Origin of the sequence: Eubacterium sp. AM05-23 (genome assembly GCF_003477535.1) — a bacterium.
In the GTDB taxonomy this organism is placed as follows: Bacteria; Bacillota; Clostridia; order Eubacteriales; family Eubacteriaceae; genus Eubacterium; species Eubacterium maltosivorans.
In genome coordinates this window covers 78,217-96,669 of record NZ_QUDF01000010.1, presented here as the reverse complement: position 1 = coordinate 96,669, position 18,453 = coordinate 78,217, and the positions used below count along the sequence as shown (strand labels likewise).

Below are 18,453 nucleotides of genomic sequence, written 5' to 3'. Positions count from 1 at the left end.
CTGGTCCCTATGGGTTTTACTGTACTTTTTCGATAAAAATGCTCACGCTGCTCGCGTAGTCGAGACCGGTGCGCTGCGGATTGTTGGGGCTGATGGTTACGCTGATATCGCAGCCGTCCACATTGCCAGTGATGGTGGTAGAAGCGTCGCTGTCGGCCTGGTTAAAGTTTTCGGCAGAAGCCATGAGATCCGAATAAAACTGCGACAGCTCAGCCGTATCGGCAGTGGAGCCGTAAACCGCTGTCCAGCCGGGATTTCCATTGTTTGTGGTAATATCGTGGGAGTCTCCGACGCCGCTCACCTTGTAAAGGGGCAGGAGATTGCTGGGATAGGACTGGGCCAGCTGTCCGTCCTCATTATTATAGAGGTCGGCCTGGTTCGCGTCAATGACCTCCTGCATTTCCGGCGGGGTCTGTAAACCCTCGGTGGTTGCTGAGTTGTCAATTGTGGGCTGCGGGATTGCCGTCGGGGTATTGTCCGCGACGGAGGGCGCGCTGGTCGGGGTGGTTTTGGCAGCGTCTTTTGATCCGTTAAACATGGGAACAAAAAACATAATGCCCACGATGATGACAATCACTGCTAAAACGCCGAGAAGTACTTTTTTTTTCGTGTTCATGTTGAGTCACCTTCATTCATCTTTCTAAAATACTATTAATGATTCCGTATAATTCATTATAAACGATTTTCTCTAAAATATAAACCATTTTCTTTAGAAACTAAAGAATACACTTGATTTTCTCCAGAATATTAGGTAAAATAGACTTCATGTATGAATCGATCAAATGCAATGACGAGGACGCTGTGATCACACGTTTTTCAGAGAGGTAACCCCAGTGCTGAAAGGTTACCAGAACAACGGTCATGGAAATCACCTCTGAGCAGGGTTTCTGAGCCAGCCGGTTAGGAAACCACGGGAAACCGTTATCTTTATCGAGTGGGCAGGCACCCTTATAGGGGCGCAGTCTGTCAATCTGGGTGGTACCGCGGAGTTTTGCGCTTCGTCCCTGCGTTGTTGCAGGGGCGGAGCTTTTTTAATGCTTAATGATCCTGCAAAATAACGATCAAAATAACATTATCAAATGAGGAGGCACTATGGCTGTATTTAAAAATTTATCCAATGAATGTGTCAGTGAAACTGAAAATAAAATCGCCAGCCGCTGGGAAGAGATGGATATCTTAGACAGAACCATCAAAAACCGCGACGACGCAGAAAATTTTGTATTCTATGAGGGGCCGCCGACGGCCAACGGAAAACCGGGGATCCACCATGTGATCGCCCGTACCTTAAAGGACTCGGTCTGTAAATACCAGACCATGAAAGGCTACCGCGTGCTGCGTAAAGCCGGCTGGGATACCCACGGGCTGCCGGTTGAGATTGAGGTCGAAAAGCAGCTAGGGATCAGTAGTAAGCCAGAGATTGAAGCTTACGGAATCGCAGAGTTTAACAAAAAATGTAAGGACTCTGTCTTCAGCTATGAAAAGCAGTGGCGCGAGATGAGCAAGCGCATGGGCTATTTCATCGATCTGGAAAACCCCTACATTACGCTGGACAACAACTACATTGAATCCGTCTGGTGGATTTTAAATAAATTCTTTAACGAGGGATATATTTATGAAGGGCATAAGATTCTGCCCTATTGCCCGCGCTGCGGCACCGGGCTGGCATCCCACGAGGTCGCCCAGGGCTACCAGGAAATCAAGACCAATACGGTTGTCGTGGCTTTCAAGCGCGCCGACGCCGATGAATACTTCCTGGTCTGGACCACCACACCGTGGACGCTGGCCGCCAATGTGGCCCTGGCCGTCAATCCCGAGGCCGACTATATCAAGGCAAAAAGCAAGGGCGAGGTCTACATCTGCGCCAAGGTGCTCGCGCCCAAACTGCTGGGGGACGATTACGAAATCATCGAGGAAATGAAAGGGAAAGCCCTCGAGCATATTCCTTATGAACGTCTCATGGACTTTGTGCCTGTACCGCCGAATAAAAAAGCTTTCTTTGTTACCTGTGCCGACTACGTCACCACCGAGGACGGTACCGGTGTGGTTCATATTGCTCCGGCCTTTGGGGAGGATGACTACCAGGTTGGACGTAAATACAACCTGCCTGTGCTCCAGCCTGTAGGGGAGGACGGTAAATACACCGAAACACCCTGGAAGGGACACTTTGTCATGGAGGATGGCCTGGACATCCAGATCATCACCTGGCTCAAGGAAAACGGCAAGCTGTTTAAGAAAGAAAAAGTGCTCCACAACTACCCGCACTGCTGGCGTTGTAAGACACCGCTTTTATATTACGCAAAACCCAGCTGGTATATCGAGATCACCAAGATCAAGGATCGTCTCATCGAGAACAACAATGGGGTGGACTGGTATCCTGAATTTGTGGGTGAAAAACGCTTTGGCAACTGGCTTGAAAACCTCAACGACTGGGCCATCTCAAGAAGCCGTTACTGGGGAACACCGCTGCCCATCTGGCGCTGTGACGACGAAAACTGCGGTGAGCTGGCCTCTGTCGGCTCAAGAGCTGAGCTTGCTGAGAAAGCCATTGAGGACATCAGCGAGGACATCGAGCTGCACCGCCCCTATGTGGACGACGTGCACCTGCGCTGCCCAAAATGCGGCAAGCCCATGACCCGTGTCAAGGACGTCATTGACTGCTGGTTCGACTCCGGCTCCATGCCCTTTGCCCAGTACCACTACCCCTTTGAGAACAAAGAGCTGTGGGAAAGCCAGTTCCCGGCCGATTTCATCTGCGAGGGCATCGACCAGACCCGCGGCTGGTTCTACTCACTGCTGGCCATCTCCTCCTTTGTTACTGGGAAAGCTCCTTACAAAAAGGTGCTGGTCAACGACCTGATCCTCGACGCTGAGGGTCAGAAAATGTCTAAATCCAGAGGAAACACGGTCAATCCCTTTGAGCTGTTTGACCAGTACGGCGCCGACGCGCTCCGCTGGTATCTGCTCTACGTGTCTCCAGCCTGGACGCCCACCCGCTTTGATGTGGAGGGCCTGAAGGAGGTACAGAGTAAATTCTTCAATACCCTGAAGAACACCTATAACTTCTTTACCCTGTACGCCAACACCGACGGTATCGACCCGAGAACCTTCTTTGTAGACTATGACAAACGCCCGGAAATCGACCGCTGGATGCTGTCCAAGTACAACCGTCTGGTGCAGGAGGTCCGCGGTGAGATGGAAATCTATGACCTCACCAAGGCTGTCCGCAAGATTCAGAACTTTGTCAATGAAGACTTATCCAACTGGTACATCCGCCGCAACCGCCGCCGCTTCTGGGGCAGCGAGCTGACAGAGGATAAGAAGGCTGTGTTCAACACCACCTTTGAGGTGCTGGAAGGTCTGGCCCGCCTGGTGGCGCCTTTCGCGCCCTACATCAGCGAGGAAATCTACACCAAGCTCACCGGTGCCGAATCCGTTCATCTGGCCGATTATCCGGCCGTCAACGAAGCTCTGATCGACGAAGCGGTGGAAGCGCCAATGGATCTGGTCCGCGATCTGGTCAGCCTGGGCCGAAGCGCCCGCGAGGAGGCACAGATCAAGGTGCGCCAGCCGCTTTCTGAGATCATCATCGACGGCAAGTACAAGGATACCCTGGGTGATCTGACCCGCCTGATGGAGGAAGAGCTGAACATCAAAAAGGTCGATTTTGAGGATAACCTGGGCGATTTCATGAACTATACCTTAAAGCCAAACTTTAAGGTGGCCGGCCCGATCCTGGGCAAAAATGTCAAGCTGCTCGGGAAGGCCCTTGCTGGCGTCAATCCTGCCGAAGTCGTGGCGAAGCTGGACGCCGGGGAAGTTTACCCTGTGGAAATCGACGGTGAAACCATTGAGCTGACCAAGGATTTCGTGGATGTCCGTATCGCCGCCAAGGATGGATTTAACGTACAGACCGGGGGGAATAAGTTCATCATTCTTGACACTACCCTGAGTCCAGAGCTCATCAACGAAGGATACGCCCGCGAATGCGTTTCCCGAATCCAGCAGCTCCGCAAAAACAGCGGATTTGAGGTCAACGACCACATCGACATCACCTACCAGGCCGACGATGAAGTGACCGCTGCCATCGAAGCCTTTGCGGATTTCATCAAAAAAGAAACCCTGGCGGAGTCTATCACCAAGGGAGAAGGCAACCTGGAAGCCTGCACCCTTAACGGACACGAGGCCGCTTTTGGGGTAGCGAAGGTTCAATAAACGAAGTGACATAAAGCAGCCGGAACACCATTTGAACGGTGTTCCGGCTGTGTTTTTATAAAAATTTAAAATAATTCTTAAAAAATATTTTTTTACAAAAGCATAAAAAAGAGCATGAAATTGCGGATTAAAGGGTAATCTGTGAATAAAAAAGGAAGCAAAGAAGAAGTATCTCTAACTTTAAGCGAAGATGACAACATTTACTTTTCGTAAACAGAGTGCTATAATAATAAATTAATACAGAACCTGTTTGAGGGGAGACAAACATTTGGATGTTAAGAAAAAACATGCTGAAAAGTCAGGGTGGGACTGTTTTTTTAAAACCTCAGTGATTTGGATTTTAGCCATCCTTTTTTTCGCATTCCTAATATACCGCTATGTCAGCGTCATGTTGCCTGAGGACACGCAGAAGGCATTTACCGATATCCTGTTAAAGATCACAGTTTTAATTATTGTCATCGGCCTTTTTCTCAATTTCTTCATTCTTCAGAACTACTATATTGCGATTTCACGTATCGTTGGCATTCTGGACGAAAATACCAGTCAGCATGTGGATGATTATTATACGACCCAAAATCCTGCTGGACATATTTTTCAGAGCTTTGATCAGTTCTATCAGGAGTATGACTCCTACAAAAGTAAGGTAGAGCAGCAGCAGGATATTTTGTTTGAAAATTTTCTGGTGCGTCTGCTCAAAGGGCATATTCAAAACGAGGCCATTTACTATCAGCTGATGGAAGATTATGATTTTGATATCCGAAACAATGCGTTTGTATTGGTACTCTTTGACATTGTCTCAGATGGCGACCAGATCGAGGATGAAAAGCTGAGCTATATTTATGCCTTTATAAAGGAAAACTTTTCCTCCTATATGAAACGAATCTATCAGAGTTATGGAACCGAGGTCGACGGCCGGATTGCTTTTTTTATCCTCTCGGATGTCGAATCATTGGATACTACTGTGTCCGCCGTCGAGATTGAACGGATGGTCAAACTCATGCGTGAAAATATCTGGAGCCGGTTCAGCTATGATCTGTGGGTGTGTGTCAGCAGTGTGAACCGCGGGATTCCCGGCTGTAAAACTGCTTATTTTCAAACTGTTGAAACCCTGCAAAAAGCACGCCTTACTGGCAGCGCTGACCACGTGCTTTTTTATTCAGACTATATGACGGGCAAGCCCTACAGGGGCAATGAGCAGATGTGGTTTAAATACGAGCATCATTTTATCAACGCTATCAATGCAGGGGACTATGAGGAGGCGTCCAGAATTTTTAACAAGCTTTTGAAAAATGACTATATCACCGGCGCATCCTCCCTTAATCTGGCCCGGTTCCGGCTTTTTGGTCTGCTAAACTCCATGATTAACGCCCTGGGAGAGGTTCGTCTGTCCATGAATGTCGAGTTTTTTGACGAGCTGGATGCGCAGCGTCTTTTGCTGGAGTGCAAGTCGCTGCCTGAGCTGGAAGCTGTATCCCAGAGTATTTTTGAACAAATTAACCAGTACTCGGCAAAGAATCAGGTATCAGCTTCGAACAGCAAAATGCAGCGGGTGAGTGAATACCTGAAAACCCATTACGACGACTGCAACCTGAACGCTGTGGCTGTAGCTGAAACGTTTAACATGAACCCTTCCTATTTTTCCAGAAGCTTTAAAAAGGCCGTGGGTACAGGATTCAGCGATTACTTGTCGCGGCTCAGGATTCAGGAGGCCTGCCATCTTTTAGAGGAAACCGATATGACAATTTCCGACATTGCGGATAAAATTGGCTACAATAACGCTCTTACGCTGACGCGGGCTTTTAAAAAGATTGAAGGAACCACCCCAGGGCAGTATCGTCAGAGCCACCACGATTAAGAAGGATACCATCATGAAAAAAGATCACCTCATTGGCTATAAACAGAATATTATCCGGTGCAATCTCGGCTTCCGCTATGCGCTCATCTGCGGTATGTGCTGGGGGATGGCCTATATCCTGATCACGTCTGTCATGAAAGCCTATCCGCGGGACAGCTATTCCATGACGATGCTGCCCATTGTGCTGGCCACTTCAACAGCCCTGATCGTGACGCTCATCAACGTGGTGGGATTGGGCTTCAGGAAAAAATTCCGGGAGTTTGTCCGAACGCTGCACGCGCCATCCATTTTAGGGAAGCTGATTCTGGCCGCTGTCATGGGCGGGATTGCAGCTTTTTGTACTTATATTCTCGCGCTGTCCGACACTATTTTTTCGACCATCGCAGTGTTATTCTACCCGGTGCTCACTGCGGCTATTGCGCGTAAATGGTACCGGGAAAGAATCAGTTGGCAATGTGCCCTTGGCATTGTGGTGATTCTGGCGTGTTCCAGTCTTATCTACCTGCCAAATCTTTTTGCCGAGAGTGGCAGCTCATTGGTCCTCTCGCTTTTCGGTCTGGTAGCCGGTATTGGCTGGGGCGTGGAGGCCGCTATTGTGGGCAGGGTCTGTGAGACGGCTGACTCTGATGTCTGCCTCAGTATCCGGTTTTGCTTTGAGAGCATTCTCTGGGTGCTTATCTGTCTAGCACTGGCTTTGACGGGCAGTCCATTGTCCACTGCTTTCGAACAGTGTTTTCAAGGGCAGGCCGCGTGGATGATTCCTGGGATTGCTGTTTTTCTGGCGGTCAACTATATGAACTGGTATCGCAGCATTGTTTTTATCGGAGCCAGCAGGGGACCGGCGGTCAGCAATCTCTCCGGCTTTATCCTGTTGGTACTCAGCATGGTTTTTTACATGAACAATCCAGACTGGTTTACAGTCTTTTCGGCCTCCGGGTCTCTGATTGGTGTGGTCATCATCTATATGGACTGCGCCAACTCGGACGGACTGCCCTTGTTGCGGCAGAAGGGTGGCCGGGCTGCCGGGTGCGGACGTGAGTTGTCTGCCAAGCCGCCGGCAAAAATGGTTATTCTAAAGTACCTGGAGTCCTCCCGGATGCTCTGGGACTACGAGATCGCAGACTATATTGAAGATTATGAAAAGAACTATACCACCGAGTACAGAGAATTGGTGCGGGAATGGACCGTTGAACTGCGCGCCATGGGGCTGATCGAAATCATTCAGGAAACTGTGGACAACGGAGAGCATTTTCAGCGTGGGAAACGCCTTTGCCAATACCGTCTGGCAAAAGAGGAGGAATAAACAAAAAAGAACTGCCATACCACGGTGCGGCAGTTCTTTTATTTTTTGTGCTGCTATGCGAAGGCTTTTCGGAAAGTCTCCTCGTTGTCCTCAAGCCATTTCAGGCAGGCGACAAAGTGCTGGGTATAGAATAAATATTCATACGGGTCCAGGGTGGCGTCGTAAACACAGGCAGAGCTGCACCAGCCCAGGTCGTAGAGAGCGCCCTGCACGGTTACTTCGTACAGATAATTTTTTTCGATGTCGGTCAGAGGTTCGATACCTCCGGCCTTACGCAGCTCCTCATCGTAGGTTTTTACAAACAAGGCTGCGCGGTTCAAATTGATAATACCGTTGGTATCTGACAGCCAGGAAGAGAAGCAATAGTGGATGGCCAGTCCCAGCTCAAACAAGCGGGAGTCGATTTTGGCCATGTCATAGTCAAAGCTTCCGCAGACCTCGCCGTTGTCCAGGTATTTAAAGTTGCCGGGATGGAAGTCGCAGTGGCACACATTGGAGATCATGGTACTGTAGTCTGCATCCGGAATTACTGAGCGCTCGCACATTTTTGCAAAGAAGTTATAGTTAGCGTCATAGTATTCGGTATAGACATTTTCGAAGCCAGATTCGGCGTAGCTTTTCCGGTATTCCTTCAGAGTTTTCGGGAATTTACGGATAATCTCATTGACGGTGATGTCCTCGTTGTCCATGATGTTGTCTCCATGGCGTCCCTCAGGGTCAAAGTTCCGGGTCGAGTTGTGAAACTCGGCCAGTGATTTGGCGGCAGAGGTAACAGTAAGATCGGCCACACCTGAATTGGCCCAGTTGGGAATCCAGTCATAATGGGCCTTTCCGCCCACAAAGTTAAAGACTGCAAAATAGCTTTTAGTGTCACCTTCGGTAGTGGTCTCAGTTACCTCGTGATAGGTTTTGCCGTCTCTGGCCGGGATGGGGACTGCGCCGTAGGTAAAACCGTTTTCCTTGGCGTGCTTTAACATGCTGTGTTCAAAAAGCAGAGATTCCAGCTCCTTGCCGTTTTTGTATTTCCTGACAAACCAGGTCTGTTTTTCGCCGTCTTTTTCTGTGTAAATTCCAAAGGAGGTGTTGATGTAACCGCCAAAGATTTGATACACTTCTAGCAGCGTGCCGATATCATAATAATTTTCCACCAAATCCCGCAGCTGTGTATACAGATAGGACTCGCGTGTCTTTGCCAGAACCTCATCCAGGTATTCCTGCATGCCAGAGGCGGCGTTAAAAATATTTAACAGTGCCTGGGCGTTTGTGGGTGGATAGTTTTTCATAATTTCGGTCTGCATTTCAATAAATTTTCCGTCTACCATTTTTATTCCCCTTTTTTAATATGTATTGGTCAGCCTGTTTACATGGCTGCCCTGATCTGTTTTCAGAATAGCACAGTTTTTTTGAAAACGAAATCAGCAGTTTTTGATCTGACAATCGCCCGGTGCAGAATGTCAAAATTTGATGGGTGCGGAAATTTTTGAAGCTTTTGGAACAGGGCAGCTTTATTTTTTAATCAGCGACCATAAAAAATTGAAGTGTGGTTCATTTTTTGATTTTGGCGGAAAATGCATGCCAATGTCAGAACCTGCGCGTTGTCATGGCGAAAAAAACAGGCTATGATAAAGCCATGAAACGAACGGGCCGTTCAGAAAGCAAAAAATTCAGGAGGAGTAATAAACATGATAAACTCAAAAATTGAAGTGCTGAGTCCCGAAGCGATGGACCGTGTACACGAAGCCAGTATGGAGATTCTGGCGAAAAAAGGGGTTATTTTTGAAAGTGAAAAAGCGCGCAGTCTGTTAAAAAAGGCCGGCTGTAAGGTAGAAGGCGAAATTGTTTTCTTCCCGAGAGCGTTGGTTGAGGCTTCTGTTAAACAGTGTCCATCAACCTTTAAACTTCAGGCAATGGACGACGCCAAAAGCGTGGAATGCGGCGCTCAGCTGTCTGTGCATCCGGCAGGGGGCGAGGTTTTTGTCTCAGACATGAAGCAGGGACGGCGGGCGCCTCTCTTAAAGGATTTTGCTAACATGCAGAAGGTTTACCAGGCTTGCGAGAATATTCCCATTGCCGGCTATCAGCCCATGAGCCCGAGTGATGTTCCCCAGCGTTATAAAGGAATGTACATGACCTACGAATCTTTCAAGCACTGTGACAAGCCGCTTCTGGCGCCCATGGAGCTGGACTCCATCGCTGAAAAGGAAGAAAATCTCAGACTGTATGAGGTGGCCTTTGGGAGAGAAGGTTTCTGTCAGGACCACTACGTGACCTGGCACGCGGTCTGCCCAAACTCACCGCTGTATTACTCCGAGTTTGCCTGTGAGGGTATCGAAGTTTATGCGGCATGGAACCAGCCGGTATCCATTGTGTCTGCGCCAATGTCCGGCATCACTTCGCCGGTATTTCTGTACTCGACTGTGGCGCTCCAGAATGCCGAACAGCTGGCCGGTCTGGTCTATGCCCAGCTGATCAAGCCCGGGGTACCGGTCATTCTGTCCGCGTCTTTAACCTACGGCAACCTCAAGTACGCCTCCTGGGAATGTGCGGCGCCAGATACTGCTCTCATGCTCATCGCCGCCACCCAGATGTACAAGGATTACTACCATCTGCCAGCCAGAGCCCAGACTGGTGTCACCAGCTCCAAAGCCATCGACTATCAGGCCGGCATGGAAACCATGCAAAGCTTTATCCTTACCGCTCTTGCCGGCGTCACCCTGACCAGCCAGTCTGTAGGTACTCTGGAAAATCTGATGTGTACCTCCTTTGAAAAAACCGTTCTTGACGACGAGCTCATCGGCCGTGTGCAGCATATATTAAAGGGAATGGAAACCACCGAGGAAACCCTGGCGCTGGACGAAATTTATGAGGCTGATTTCCGCGGCGATTTCATGACCAATGACAGCACCCTGGACTATTGCCACGATGACTGGCAGCCTACCGTATCGGACTGGGAAAGCTACGAGCAGTGGGAAAAGAACGGAAGCCCGGAACTTATCGAGCAGGCTAATAAGCGCGTTCAGCAGATTTTGGACGAAGCACCTGAGATGGTAGTGGATCTGGCCGTAGACGCAGAAATGAAAAAATATATGAAGATGGTGGAGGAGCGATAAGTGTCGTCCCCTAAAGAGAGGTAAATTATGTCAGCGAACAAGAAAAAGGGAATCCTGTTTGGGGTGGCCTCTGGGCTGTCCTGGGGATTTTACACTGTGCTCCTGTACAATGTTTTAAATCTGTACGCGGGGAGCACCGGGACGGTTGATAACTTTCACGGTTGGATTCTCATCATCACTACGGCGCTGGTTATCGGTCTCTGCGACAGCGTATTTGGACTGATCTTCGAATGCTGCTACCTGATTAAAATCGGCCAGTTCAGGGATTATCTAAAGGTGCTGTTCAGCAAGAACTCCTTTGGCATTATACCGGCAGCCCTGTTTTCGGGGCTGATGGGGGCCATCCCCTATTCCATCGCCAGCAGCTACTCGTCCTCGGTGGCGGGAACCATCTCGGCGGCTTTCCCGGCTATTGGGGCCATCGTAGCAGCAATCTGGTTTAAGGAGAAGCTGACCAAGCTAAAGTTTTTCGGTATTATCCTGTGTATTGTGGGGACCGGGGTCATGTACGGTCTCTCCGGTGCGGGAGTTCCGGTTTTTGTGTATGGCATCGCCTTTATCTGCGCGGTCGGGTATGCTATGGAGGGCTGCTTCGGATACAATATGATGCGTGGGGATGTGTCCTCAACTGTGTCGACCACCCTGAGAAGAACCTTTCTCCTGCTGCTGTATCTGATTTTAATCATTGTGATCTCAGCTGTGACAAACAATTTCGGCTATGTGCTCAGCCTGGTTCAGTCCTTTGATATGAACATGGCCATCCCAGCCTTTGCGGGGCTTGGGGGCGCCAAGGTTGCGGTGTGGATCATCCTGTTTATTGGCTCCTGCCTCGGCGGGGTGTCTTACATCACCTGGTACTACAGCATGGAATACAGCGGCGTCGCAACCGCCCAGGTACTCAACATTACCTACGGGATATGGATTGTCATTATCCTGATGTTCCCACCGTTTTTGGAAATGCCGGGAATCGGTACCATTCTGGGCGCGCTGGTGCTCTTTGGCGGTGCGGCCCTAGTGAGTAAGGAAAGTTAGAATTTAAAAAAGAAAGAGGAAAACGGATGATTATCATAGGAGAAAAAATTAATGGCTCCATTCCTACAGTGGGAGAGGCCATCAAAAAACAGAACGCAGAAGAAATCAGGCACCGGGCCATAATACAAGCCGAGGCCAACGCCACCTTTATTGACTGCTGTGCCTCGGTGGCCGAGGCAAAGGAGGCTGAAACCCTAAAGTGGATGATCGACCTCATCCAGGAGGTTACCGATGTTCCCATCTGTGTGGACAGCCCCAGCCCCCAGTCCTGTGTCGAGGGCATGAAATACTGTACTCAGCCTGGGCTCATCAATTCGGTTTCAATGGAAGGGGATAAAATCGATACGATCTTCCCCATCATTGCAGACACCAAGTGGGAGTGCGTGGCGTTGCTCTGTGATGACCGTGGCATTCCAGACACTACTGGACGCCGCATGGAGGTTTTCCACAACATTATGGCCAGGGCCGAGGAATACCATATCGCCCCCTCCAGGCTGCACATTGACCCATTGGTAGTTACGCTTTCCACCAGCGAGGACGCCCTGACCACCTTTGCCCAGTGCTGTCGTCAGATCAAGGCTGAGTACCCGGAAATACACATTACCAGCGGACTCAGCAACATTTCCTTTGGTCTGCCGGGAAGAAAGTACGTGAATCAGGCGTTTATGGTACTGGCCATGGAGGCAGGCATGGACAGCGCCATCGTAGACCCAACCAACCGGGATATGATGGCCATGATCTACGCGGCCGATGCATTACTTGAAAATGACGAGTACTGTCTGGAATACATCGATGCCTTCAGAGAAGGTATTATCGGGTAAACGTTGCATAAAAATAAGATTTATTGATAATAAAAGAGGGAGAAAAAAATGAACGAAAACATTCAAAAAGTATCAGAAGCCATTGCAAAGGGAAAAAGAAAATTAATCCAGGGTATTGTCCAGGAGGCTTTGGACGCGGGCTGCGACCCGATGGAAATCCTGAATACGGGTATGATCGGAGCCATGGATGAGATCGGTGAGCGCTTTAAAACCGGCGAGGTCTATGTGCCTGAAATGCTGGTGGCTGCCAAGGCCATGAAGCTTGGAGTGGAGGTCTTAAAACCCCATCTGGCCAGTGGAGACTCTGCCAGCGGCGGAAAGGTGCTGATCTGCACTGTCCACGGCGATTTACACGACATAGGCAAAAATCTTGTATCCATGATGATCGAGAGCGCTGGCTTTGAAGTGACTGACCTGGGCGTTGATGTCCCGGCGGAAAAAATCATCAAGACGCTTCAGGATAACCCGGATATCCAGGTGGTTGCCCTGTCGGCGCTCCTGACCACCACCATGCCGTCCCTCGAGGAAACTGTGGCGGCCATCCGGTCGGACAGCAACGTCAGCCATGTGAAAATCCTGATCGGCGGGGCTCCCATCACAGCCGACTTCGGCGAAGCGATAGGGGCTGACGCCTATGCCTCTGACGCCGCTTCTGCCGTGACCTCAGTCAAGGAGCTGGTCGCCTGAAAAAAAGTGTGTCCAATCATAATCCTTTTATAATCCAATTATTGAAAGCATCCGTGGTATTCCAATCTGCACTGCGGGTGCTTTCTTTTTGTGTTCCGAAAATGTATAATAAGAACAGGCGGCTGTAAAGCCGGACCGCTGTAAGAATAGAGGACCAATTATTTTGAATAACAACGCGAATAACATGCAAAATACCTTTTTTAAAAAGAAATCAAACGCCATTCTCACTGCCATCCTCTGCACCTTTTTGTGGGGGAGTGCTTTTCCGGTGCTCAAGATCGGGTACCAGTGGTTCCAGATTCCAGCGGGGGATATCTGGTCTAAAATGGTGTTTGCCGGCCTGCGCTTTTTCCTGGCTGGCTTTGTGGTACTTGCCCTCAACCGGCTTTTTAACAAAGGGGACCGGGTGCGCTGGTATCCCGAGTACGGGCGGTGGATCGTAGCGCTGGCGCTTCTGGGCACCACGGTGCAGTATTTCTTTTTCTACATTGGGGTGGGCAATACTACCGGGGTCAAGGGCAGTATCGCCGCCACTGCGGGCACCTTTCTGGTCGTGCTGCTGGCGCCATTGTTTTTTAAGAGCGACCGCTTGAACCGCAATAAGGTGCTCGGTATGCTCCTCGGCTTTACCGGTATTCTGCTGACTGCCATCAACGGCGGCACAGAGGGCCTTAATTTTAATTTCACCCTCATGGGCGAGGGATTTCTCGTCATTGCCGGGCTGGGGGATGCCGGGGGCGTTCTGGTGGCCAAATACCTGTCAGATAAGATTAACCCTTTCCACTTTTCCTTTTATCAGATGGTTTTGGGTGCGCTGGTGCTCCTGGCCCTGGGCATAGGCTTTGGGATGGCGGGAGGCGGGCTGCACCTGGTATTTACTCTCAGGGGGATGCTGCTGCTCGTCTACGCCGCCATTATCTCCGGTGTGGCCTTTTCGCTGTGGAACGTGCTGCTGCGGTATAACGAGGCCAGCGCAGTCACAGCCTTTAAATTCTTGATTCCGGTTTTCGGGAGCCTGCTGTCGATCCTGTTATTACCCGGGGAATCTTTTACCCTCTTTATTGTGCTGGGACTGCTGGCGGCGTCTCTGGGAATCTATCTGGTCAACCGGAAGATACAGCCTTAATAAAATTTGACAAGACTTACAAAATCCGATATACTTGAACTCAATTCACATACTGGAGTATGGGGCAAGGAGGGAACAGAATGACGATAAGGTCTGAAAAGAAACGTGTTTTGACACTGTTGCTGGCGGCTTTTTTTGTTGTGTTCTTTTTCCTCAGCACCGCCTTCATGACAGAGGAGGCCCATCACGACTGTGTGGGCGATGGGTGCCCGATCTGTATGCAGATTTCTGCGCTCCAGAACTTTTTCAAGCAGCTGGATACCGGCGCGGCCCTGACAGCCGCAGTGCTGGTGCTGCATCTTATTTTTCGCTGTATAACGCCCAAATGGGACAGCTTCTTTTTAGTGACTTCGCCGGTTCGGCTAAAGGTGCGGATGAATAACTGAAAAAACCTCAAGGGAGTAGTTCTGCTTATAAAAGCAGCGTATCCTTGTTTCTTTATACTCAAAATCAGAGAAAATGGAGGTTTTTTTATGATAAAACAACGATTAGCATGGTTTTTAACTATTATTTTATTAGTGGGGATGCTGACACTGGGAGCTGCGGGCTGCCAGCAAACCAGCGGACAAACAGACAGAGACACTGTTGTCAAGGTGGTTGCCACCAACTTTCCACCCTATGATTTTGCCAGGCAGGTGGGCGGTGACAAGGTAGAGGTCTCGATGCTGGTGCCCCCGGGAGCCGAGAGCCATTCCTATGAGCCAACGCCTCAGGATATTATTAAAATTCAGAACTGCGATGTGTTTATCTACGGCGGCGGAGACTCCGACGCCTGGATCGACGGTATTCTGGATTCCATCGACGCGCCGAATATGAAGAAGATTGCCATGATGGACTGCGTACAGCCTGTGGTGGAGGAAACCGTTGCGGGCATGGAGGATGACCACGATCACGACCAGGAGAGCGGCGGGGCCGAAGCGGCCGAAGCGCCGGAGTATGACGAGCACGTGTGGCTGGATCCACAGAACGCTGCGAAAATTGTCGAAAAGATCAACAGCACCCTGGATGAAGTCGACCCGGACAACAAACAAATCTTTGACCAGAACACAAAAATCTACACTGGTAAGCTCAACGCTTTAGACGAGCGCTTCAAGGATATGGTGGCTGGCGCGGCCCGGAAAACCATTGTGGTGGGCGACCGGTTCCCCTTCCGCTACCTGACAGACGCTTATGGCCTTAACTATTATGCTGCTTTCCCGGGCTGCTCCACCGAGACAGAGCCCAGTGCGGCCACGGTGGCTTTTCTGATCGACGAGGTGAAAAAGGAAAAGATTCCTGTGGTTTTCCACACCGAGCTCTCCAATGAACGGATGGCTGATTCCATCGCCGAGAGCACCGGCGCGGTAAAACGACAGTTAAACGCCTGCCATAACGTGACACAGCAGGACTTTGACAGCGGCAAGACTTATCTGGACTACATGAACGAAAATGTGGACGTTCTGCGGGAGGCATTGTATTAAAATGGCACTGTTTACCTGTAAGGATGTTGCCTTTGCTTACGATGGCGTGACCGCCGTAGAGGGGCTGAATTTTGAAATCAATGCCGGGGATTACCTCGGGATTGTGGGAGAGAACGGTGCGGGAAAAAGTACCCTGATCGCCGGACTGCTGGGGCTGAAAAGCCCTGGCTCCGGCCAGATCATTATAGGGGACGGACTCAGGAAAAACGAGATCGGCTATCTGCCGCAGAAAAGCCCTGTCCAACGCGATTTTCCCGCCAGTGTGTACGAGGTGGTGCTTTCCGGGCGGCTGAACCGCCAGGGGTTCCGCCCCTTTTATAAAGAAGCAGACAAGAAGGCCGTACAAATCAATTTAAGGAGGCTGGGTATCGAAGACCTGAAAAAGCGCTGCTTCCGCGAACTGTCCGGCGGCCAGCAGCAGCGGGTTTTGCTGGCCCGGGCCCTTTGTGCCACCAACAAGATTCTGCTGCTGGATGAACCGGCCGCGGGTCTGGATCCAGTGGCCACACGGCGGCTCTACGAGCTGGTAAAGGCAGTGAACAAAAAGCTGGGGATCTCGGTGGTCATGGTGTCCCACGACATCGAGAGCGTGATGCGCTACAACAGTCATGTTCTGCACCTTGGCGGCCGTCAGCTGTTCTATGGCACCGTGGAGGAATACCGGCGCAGTCCGGTAGGGCGCCATTTTCTGGGAGGTGAGGACCATGATTGATCTGATCCGGGAAATGCTGTCATATCCTTTTTTAGTGCGCTCAATGGTGGTGGGGATACTGGTAACGCTCTGCGCGGCGCTGCTGGGCGTCAGTCTGGTGCTCAAGCGGTATTCCATGATCGGGGACGGTTTGTCTCATGTGGGTTTCGCGGCTCTGGCCATCGCCATGGCCTTTAATCTGGCGCCGCTGTCTGTGGCCATTCCGGTGGTGGTGGTCTCTGCCTTTTTCCTGCTCCGCATCAGCGAGAACAGCAAAATTAAGGGCGACGCGGCCATCGCGCTCCTGTCCACCAGCGCTCTGGCGGTTGGGGTGGTGGTTATCTCCATGACCACAGGCATGAACACCGATGTGTGTAACTACCTCTTTGGCAGTATTCTGGCCATGAGCGTGAGCGATGTGCGGCTCAGCATTATCCTGTCCATTGTGGTGCTGGTGCTCTTTGTGATTTTTTACAATAAGATTTTTGCCATTACCTTTGACGAGAACTTCGCCAAAGCGACCGGTGTAAAGACTGAGCTTTACAATATGCTGGTCGCGATCCTGACCGCGGTCACCATCGTGCTGGGCATGCGCATGATGGGAACCCTGCTGATCACCAGCCTGATCATCTTCCCGGCCCTTTACTCTATGCGGCTTTGTAAAACCTTCCGGTCGGTTCTGATCTGCGCGTCGGTGATGTCGCTTGTGTGCTTTCTTATCGGCCTGGCCTTCTCCTACGTCCGGGCGACTCCCACAGGCGCCAGCATCGTCATTGTGCACATTGTGATGTTTGGGGTCTTCTGCCTCATTGATTTTGTGAAAGGAAAGGTAATTTGATGAAAAGAAAAATGTTAACCGTGCTGCTCCTGGCTGCGATCCTTTTGCTTTCCAGCTGCTCCGCTCAGAATGGGGGCAGCGGGGACAGCGCGGCATCCTCCGCGCAGTCCTCAGGCGGCCCGGCCCAGGGAGCTCAGGAAATCGCTGTGGATGTGGACATCACCGAGAAGATGTTTGTGGCCCAGATCAATGATATTTATCTGAACCCGCAGAATTATCTGGGTAAAACCATCCGTCTGGAGGGAATGTTCAAGAGTACGGCCAACCTTTCGACCGGGGACAGCTACCGGTTTGTGTACCGCAACGGCCCAGGCTGTTGCGGTACGGATACCATGCCGGGCTTCGAGGTAAAGGGCGATGGCAATTACCCTGAGGACAACGCCTGGGTGCGGGCCACCGGTGTGCTGGAGGAATATGAGGAGAACGGTAAGCCTTATTTCCAGCTGAGGCTTAAGGAGCTTAAGGTGCTGGATAAGCGCGGTCTGGAAACTGTATCGCAATAAGTAGGATTGAAGAATAACTGTAGGGAGAAAAGGGCACAATGCCTGTTCGTGGGAGCAGGCATTGTGCCCTTTTTCGTTATCCTGAGGGACGTACAATAAGGTGATATTTTTTCTACTGATTGTTTAAGGAAAAATTAATATTAGTGAAATAAATGGTTAAGAACCAAATTTGAAGGGTACATTTATGTACAACAAACAGTAAACAATAGAACATTTATTGAAAGAGAATGGTAATTGATTACTCAGAAAGGAGAAAAACAATGAATAAACTTGAACGTATCCTGTTATTTATTGTATCGCTGTTAGGATTAGCAACTGCCTTCGTAATGTTTGCATTGCTGTTTCCGGTACCCTATGTATCCGACACGCTGGCAGCTTACCTGGTCTTTGAAAACTGGCTGGGATACTATTTAATTGGATTCAGCGTTGTACTTATGATTGCATTCCTGGTGTTATTCTTCATTTCAATACTGGCACCGGCCTCTTCCCACTATCTGACCATTAACAAGGCAAAGGGGAAGATTAAAATTTCTAAAGAAGCCATTGAGTCTACCGCGCGTTATGCGGTGTCTGACCTTATCGGCAATAATGCCATTGACGTTAAGGCCAAGCTGAACAAGCGCTCCCATGAGCCCAAGATTCAGGCCGATGTCTATGTGGATGACGCGGACGACATTACCGGGCTTGCGAATAATATTCAGCAGAATATTTACCAGACTGTCGGCAGCACCATTAACCAGCCGGTTAAATCCGTTAAGGTGAAGGTGCATGAAATGGATGCCCGAAGTAAGGGAGCCCACAGACAGGTGCTCTAA

Annotated in this window: 16 protein-coding genes and 1 pseudogene; 15 read left to right on the top strand and 2 right to left on the bottom strand. The window is 50.2% G+C overall.

Features of this window, described 5'->3' with window-relative positions; all coding sequences use genetic code 11:
- Positions 1-16: 16 nt before the first annotated feature.
- Complete coding sequence (locus DW091_RS14460; protein WP_118518504.1) at positions 17-616, bottom strand: hypothetical protein; 600 nt, start codon at positions 614-616, stop codon at positions 17-19.
- Between the two features lie 476 nt (positions 617-1,092).
- Between DW091_RS14460 and ileS the strand changes: the two genes are divergently transcribed.
- The 3 genes from ileS (at position 1,093) to DW091_RS14445 (ending at position 7,370) form a co-directional block, all read left to right on the top strand.
- The gene (ileS, locus tag DW091_RS14455; protein ID WP_058695946.1) at positions 1,093-4,212 is read left to right on the top strand and encodes an isoleucine--tRNA ligase; all 3,120 of its coding nucleotides are present in this window, start codon (positions 1,093-1,095) and stop codon (positions 4,210-4,212) included.
- A 328-nt stretch (positions 4,213-4,540) separates the two neighbouring features.
- Entirely contained in the window at positions 4,541-6,067 is a 1,527-nt protein-coding gene (locus DW091_RS14450; RefSeq protein ID WP_144432355.1) for an AraC family transcriptional regulator, read from the top strand.
- Positions 6,021-7,370, top strand: a complete 1,350-nt coding sequence (locus DW091_RS14445) for a DMT family transporter (RefSeq protein WP_158577909.1) — start codon at positions 6,021-6,023, stop codon at positions 7,368-7,370. Before DW091_RS14450 ends, DW091_RS14445 begins: the two co-directional genes overlap by 47 nt.
- Before the next feature lie 53 nt (positions 7,371-7,423).
- Here DW091_RS14445 and DW091_RS14440 read toward each other — a convergent pair whose 3' ends face one another.
- Positions 7,424-8,692 (bottom strand): phosphotransferase, encoded by a 1,269-nt coding sequence (locus DW091_RS14440; RefSeq protein WP_058695943.1) that lies wholly within the window; start codon positions 8,690-8,692, stop codon positions 7,424-7,426.
- 142 nt (positions 8,693-8,834) lie between these two features.
- Here DW091_RS14440 and DW091_RS20175 point away from each other — a divergent pair, with 142 nt between their 5' ends.
- From DW091_RS20175 to amaP, 12 genes and pseudogenes are all read left to right on the top strand, one after another.
- The gene (locus DW091_RS20175; RefSeq protein WP_158577908.1) at positions 8,835-8,993 is read left to right on the top strand and encodes a hypothetical protein; all 159 of its coding nucleotides are present in this window, start codon (positions 8,835-8,837) and stop codon (positions 8,991-8,993) included.
- A gap of 38 nt (positions 8,994-9,031) precedes the next feature.
- Positions 9,032-10,480: pseudogene (locus tag DW091_RS14435) on the top strand (trimethylamine methyltransferase family protein); the annotation flags it as partial.
- Between the two features lie 27 nt (positions 10,481-10,507).
- Positions 10,508-11,512 carry an EamA family transporter gene (locus DW091_RS14430; protein WP_058695941.1) on the top strand — a complete coding sequence of 335 codons (1,005 nt, stop codon included), beginning with the start codon at positions 10,508-10,510 and terminating at the stop codon, positions 11,510-11,512.
- A gap of 26 nt (positions 11,513-11,538) precedes the next feature.
- Positions 11,539-12,333, top strand: a complete 795-nt coding sequence (locus DW091_RS14425; RefSeq protein ID WP_096919165.1) for a methyltetrahydrofolate cobalamin methyltransferase — start codon at positions 11,539-11,541, stop codon at positions 12,331-12,333.
- A 48-nt stretch (positions 12,334-12,381) separates the two neighbouring features.
- The gene (locus DW091_RS14420; RefSeq protein ID WP_058695939.1) at positions 12,382-13,020 is read left to right on the top strand and encodes a cobalamin-dependent protein; all 639 of its coding nucleotides are present in this window, start codon (positions 12,382-12,384) and stop codon (positions 13,018-13,020) included.
- Between the two features lie 184 nt (positions 13,021-13,204).
- Positions 13,205-14,146: a DMT family transporter gene (locus DW091_RS14415; protein WP_207665242.1), complete on the top strand. Its 942-nt coding sequence runs from the start codon at positions 13,205-13,207 to the stop codon at positions 14,144-14,146.
- Between the two features lie 80 nt (positions 14,147-14,226).
- Positions 14,227-14,532, top strand: a complete 306-nt coding sequence (locus tag DW091_RS14410; RefSeq protein ID WP_096919167.1) for a hypothetical protein — start codon at positions 14,227-14,229, stop codon at positions 14,530-14,532.
- 87 nt (positions 14,533-14,619) lie between these two features.
- Positions 14,620-15,606: a metal ABC transporter substrate-binding protein gene (locus DW091_RS14405; RefSeq protein WP_118518501.1), complete on the top strand. Its 987-nt coding sequence runs from the start codon at positions 14,620-14,622 to the stop codon at positions 15,604-15,606.
- Between the two features lies 1 nt (position 15,607).
- Positions 15,608-16,318 carry a metal ABC transporter ATP-binding protein gene (locus tag DW091_RS14400; RefSeq protein WP_058695936.1) on the top strand — a complete coding sequence of 237 codons (711 nt, stop codon included), beginning with the start codon at positions 15,608-15,610 and terminating at the stop codon, positions 16,316-16,318.
- Positions 16,311-17,135 carry a metal ABC transporter permease gene (locus tag DW091_RS14395; protein ID WP_058695935.1) on the top strand — a complete coding sequence of 275 codons (825 nt, stop codon included), beginning with the start codon at positions 16,311-16,313 and terminating at the stop codon, positions 17,133-17,135. Before DW091_RS14400 ends, DW091_RS14395 begins: the two co-directional genes overlap by 8 nt.
- Positions 17,135-17,638, top strand: a complete 504-nt coding sequence (locus DW091_RS14390; protein ID WP_118518500.1) for a hypothetical protein — start codon at positions 17,135-17,137, stop codon at positions 17,636-17,638. Before DW091_RS14395 ends, DW091_RS14390 begins: the two co-directional genes overlap by 1 nt.
- Positions 17,639-17,898: 260 nt before the next feature.
- The gene (gene amaP, locus DW091_RS14385; protein ID WP_013378907.1) at positions 17,899-18,453 is read left to right on the top strand and encodes an alkaline shock response membrane anchor protein AmaP; all 555 of its coding nucleotides are present in this window, start codon (positions 17,899-17,901) and stop codon (positions 18,451-18,453) included.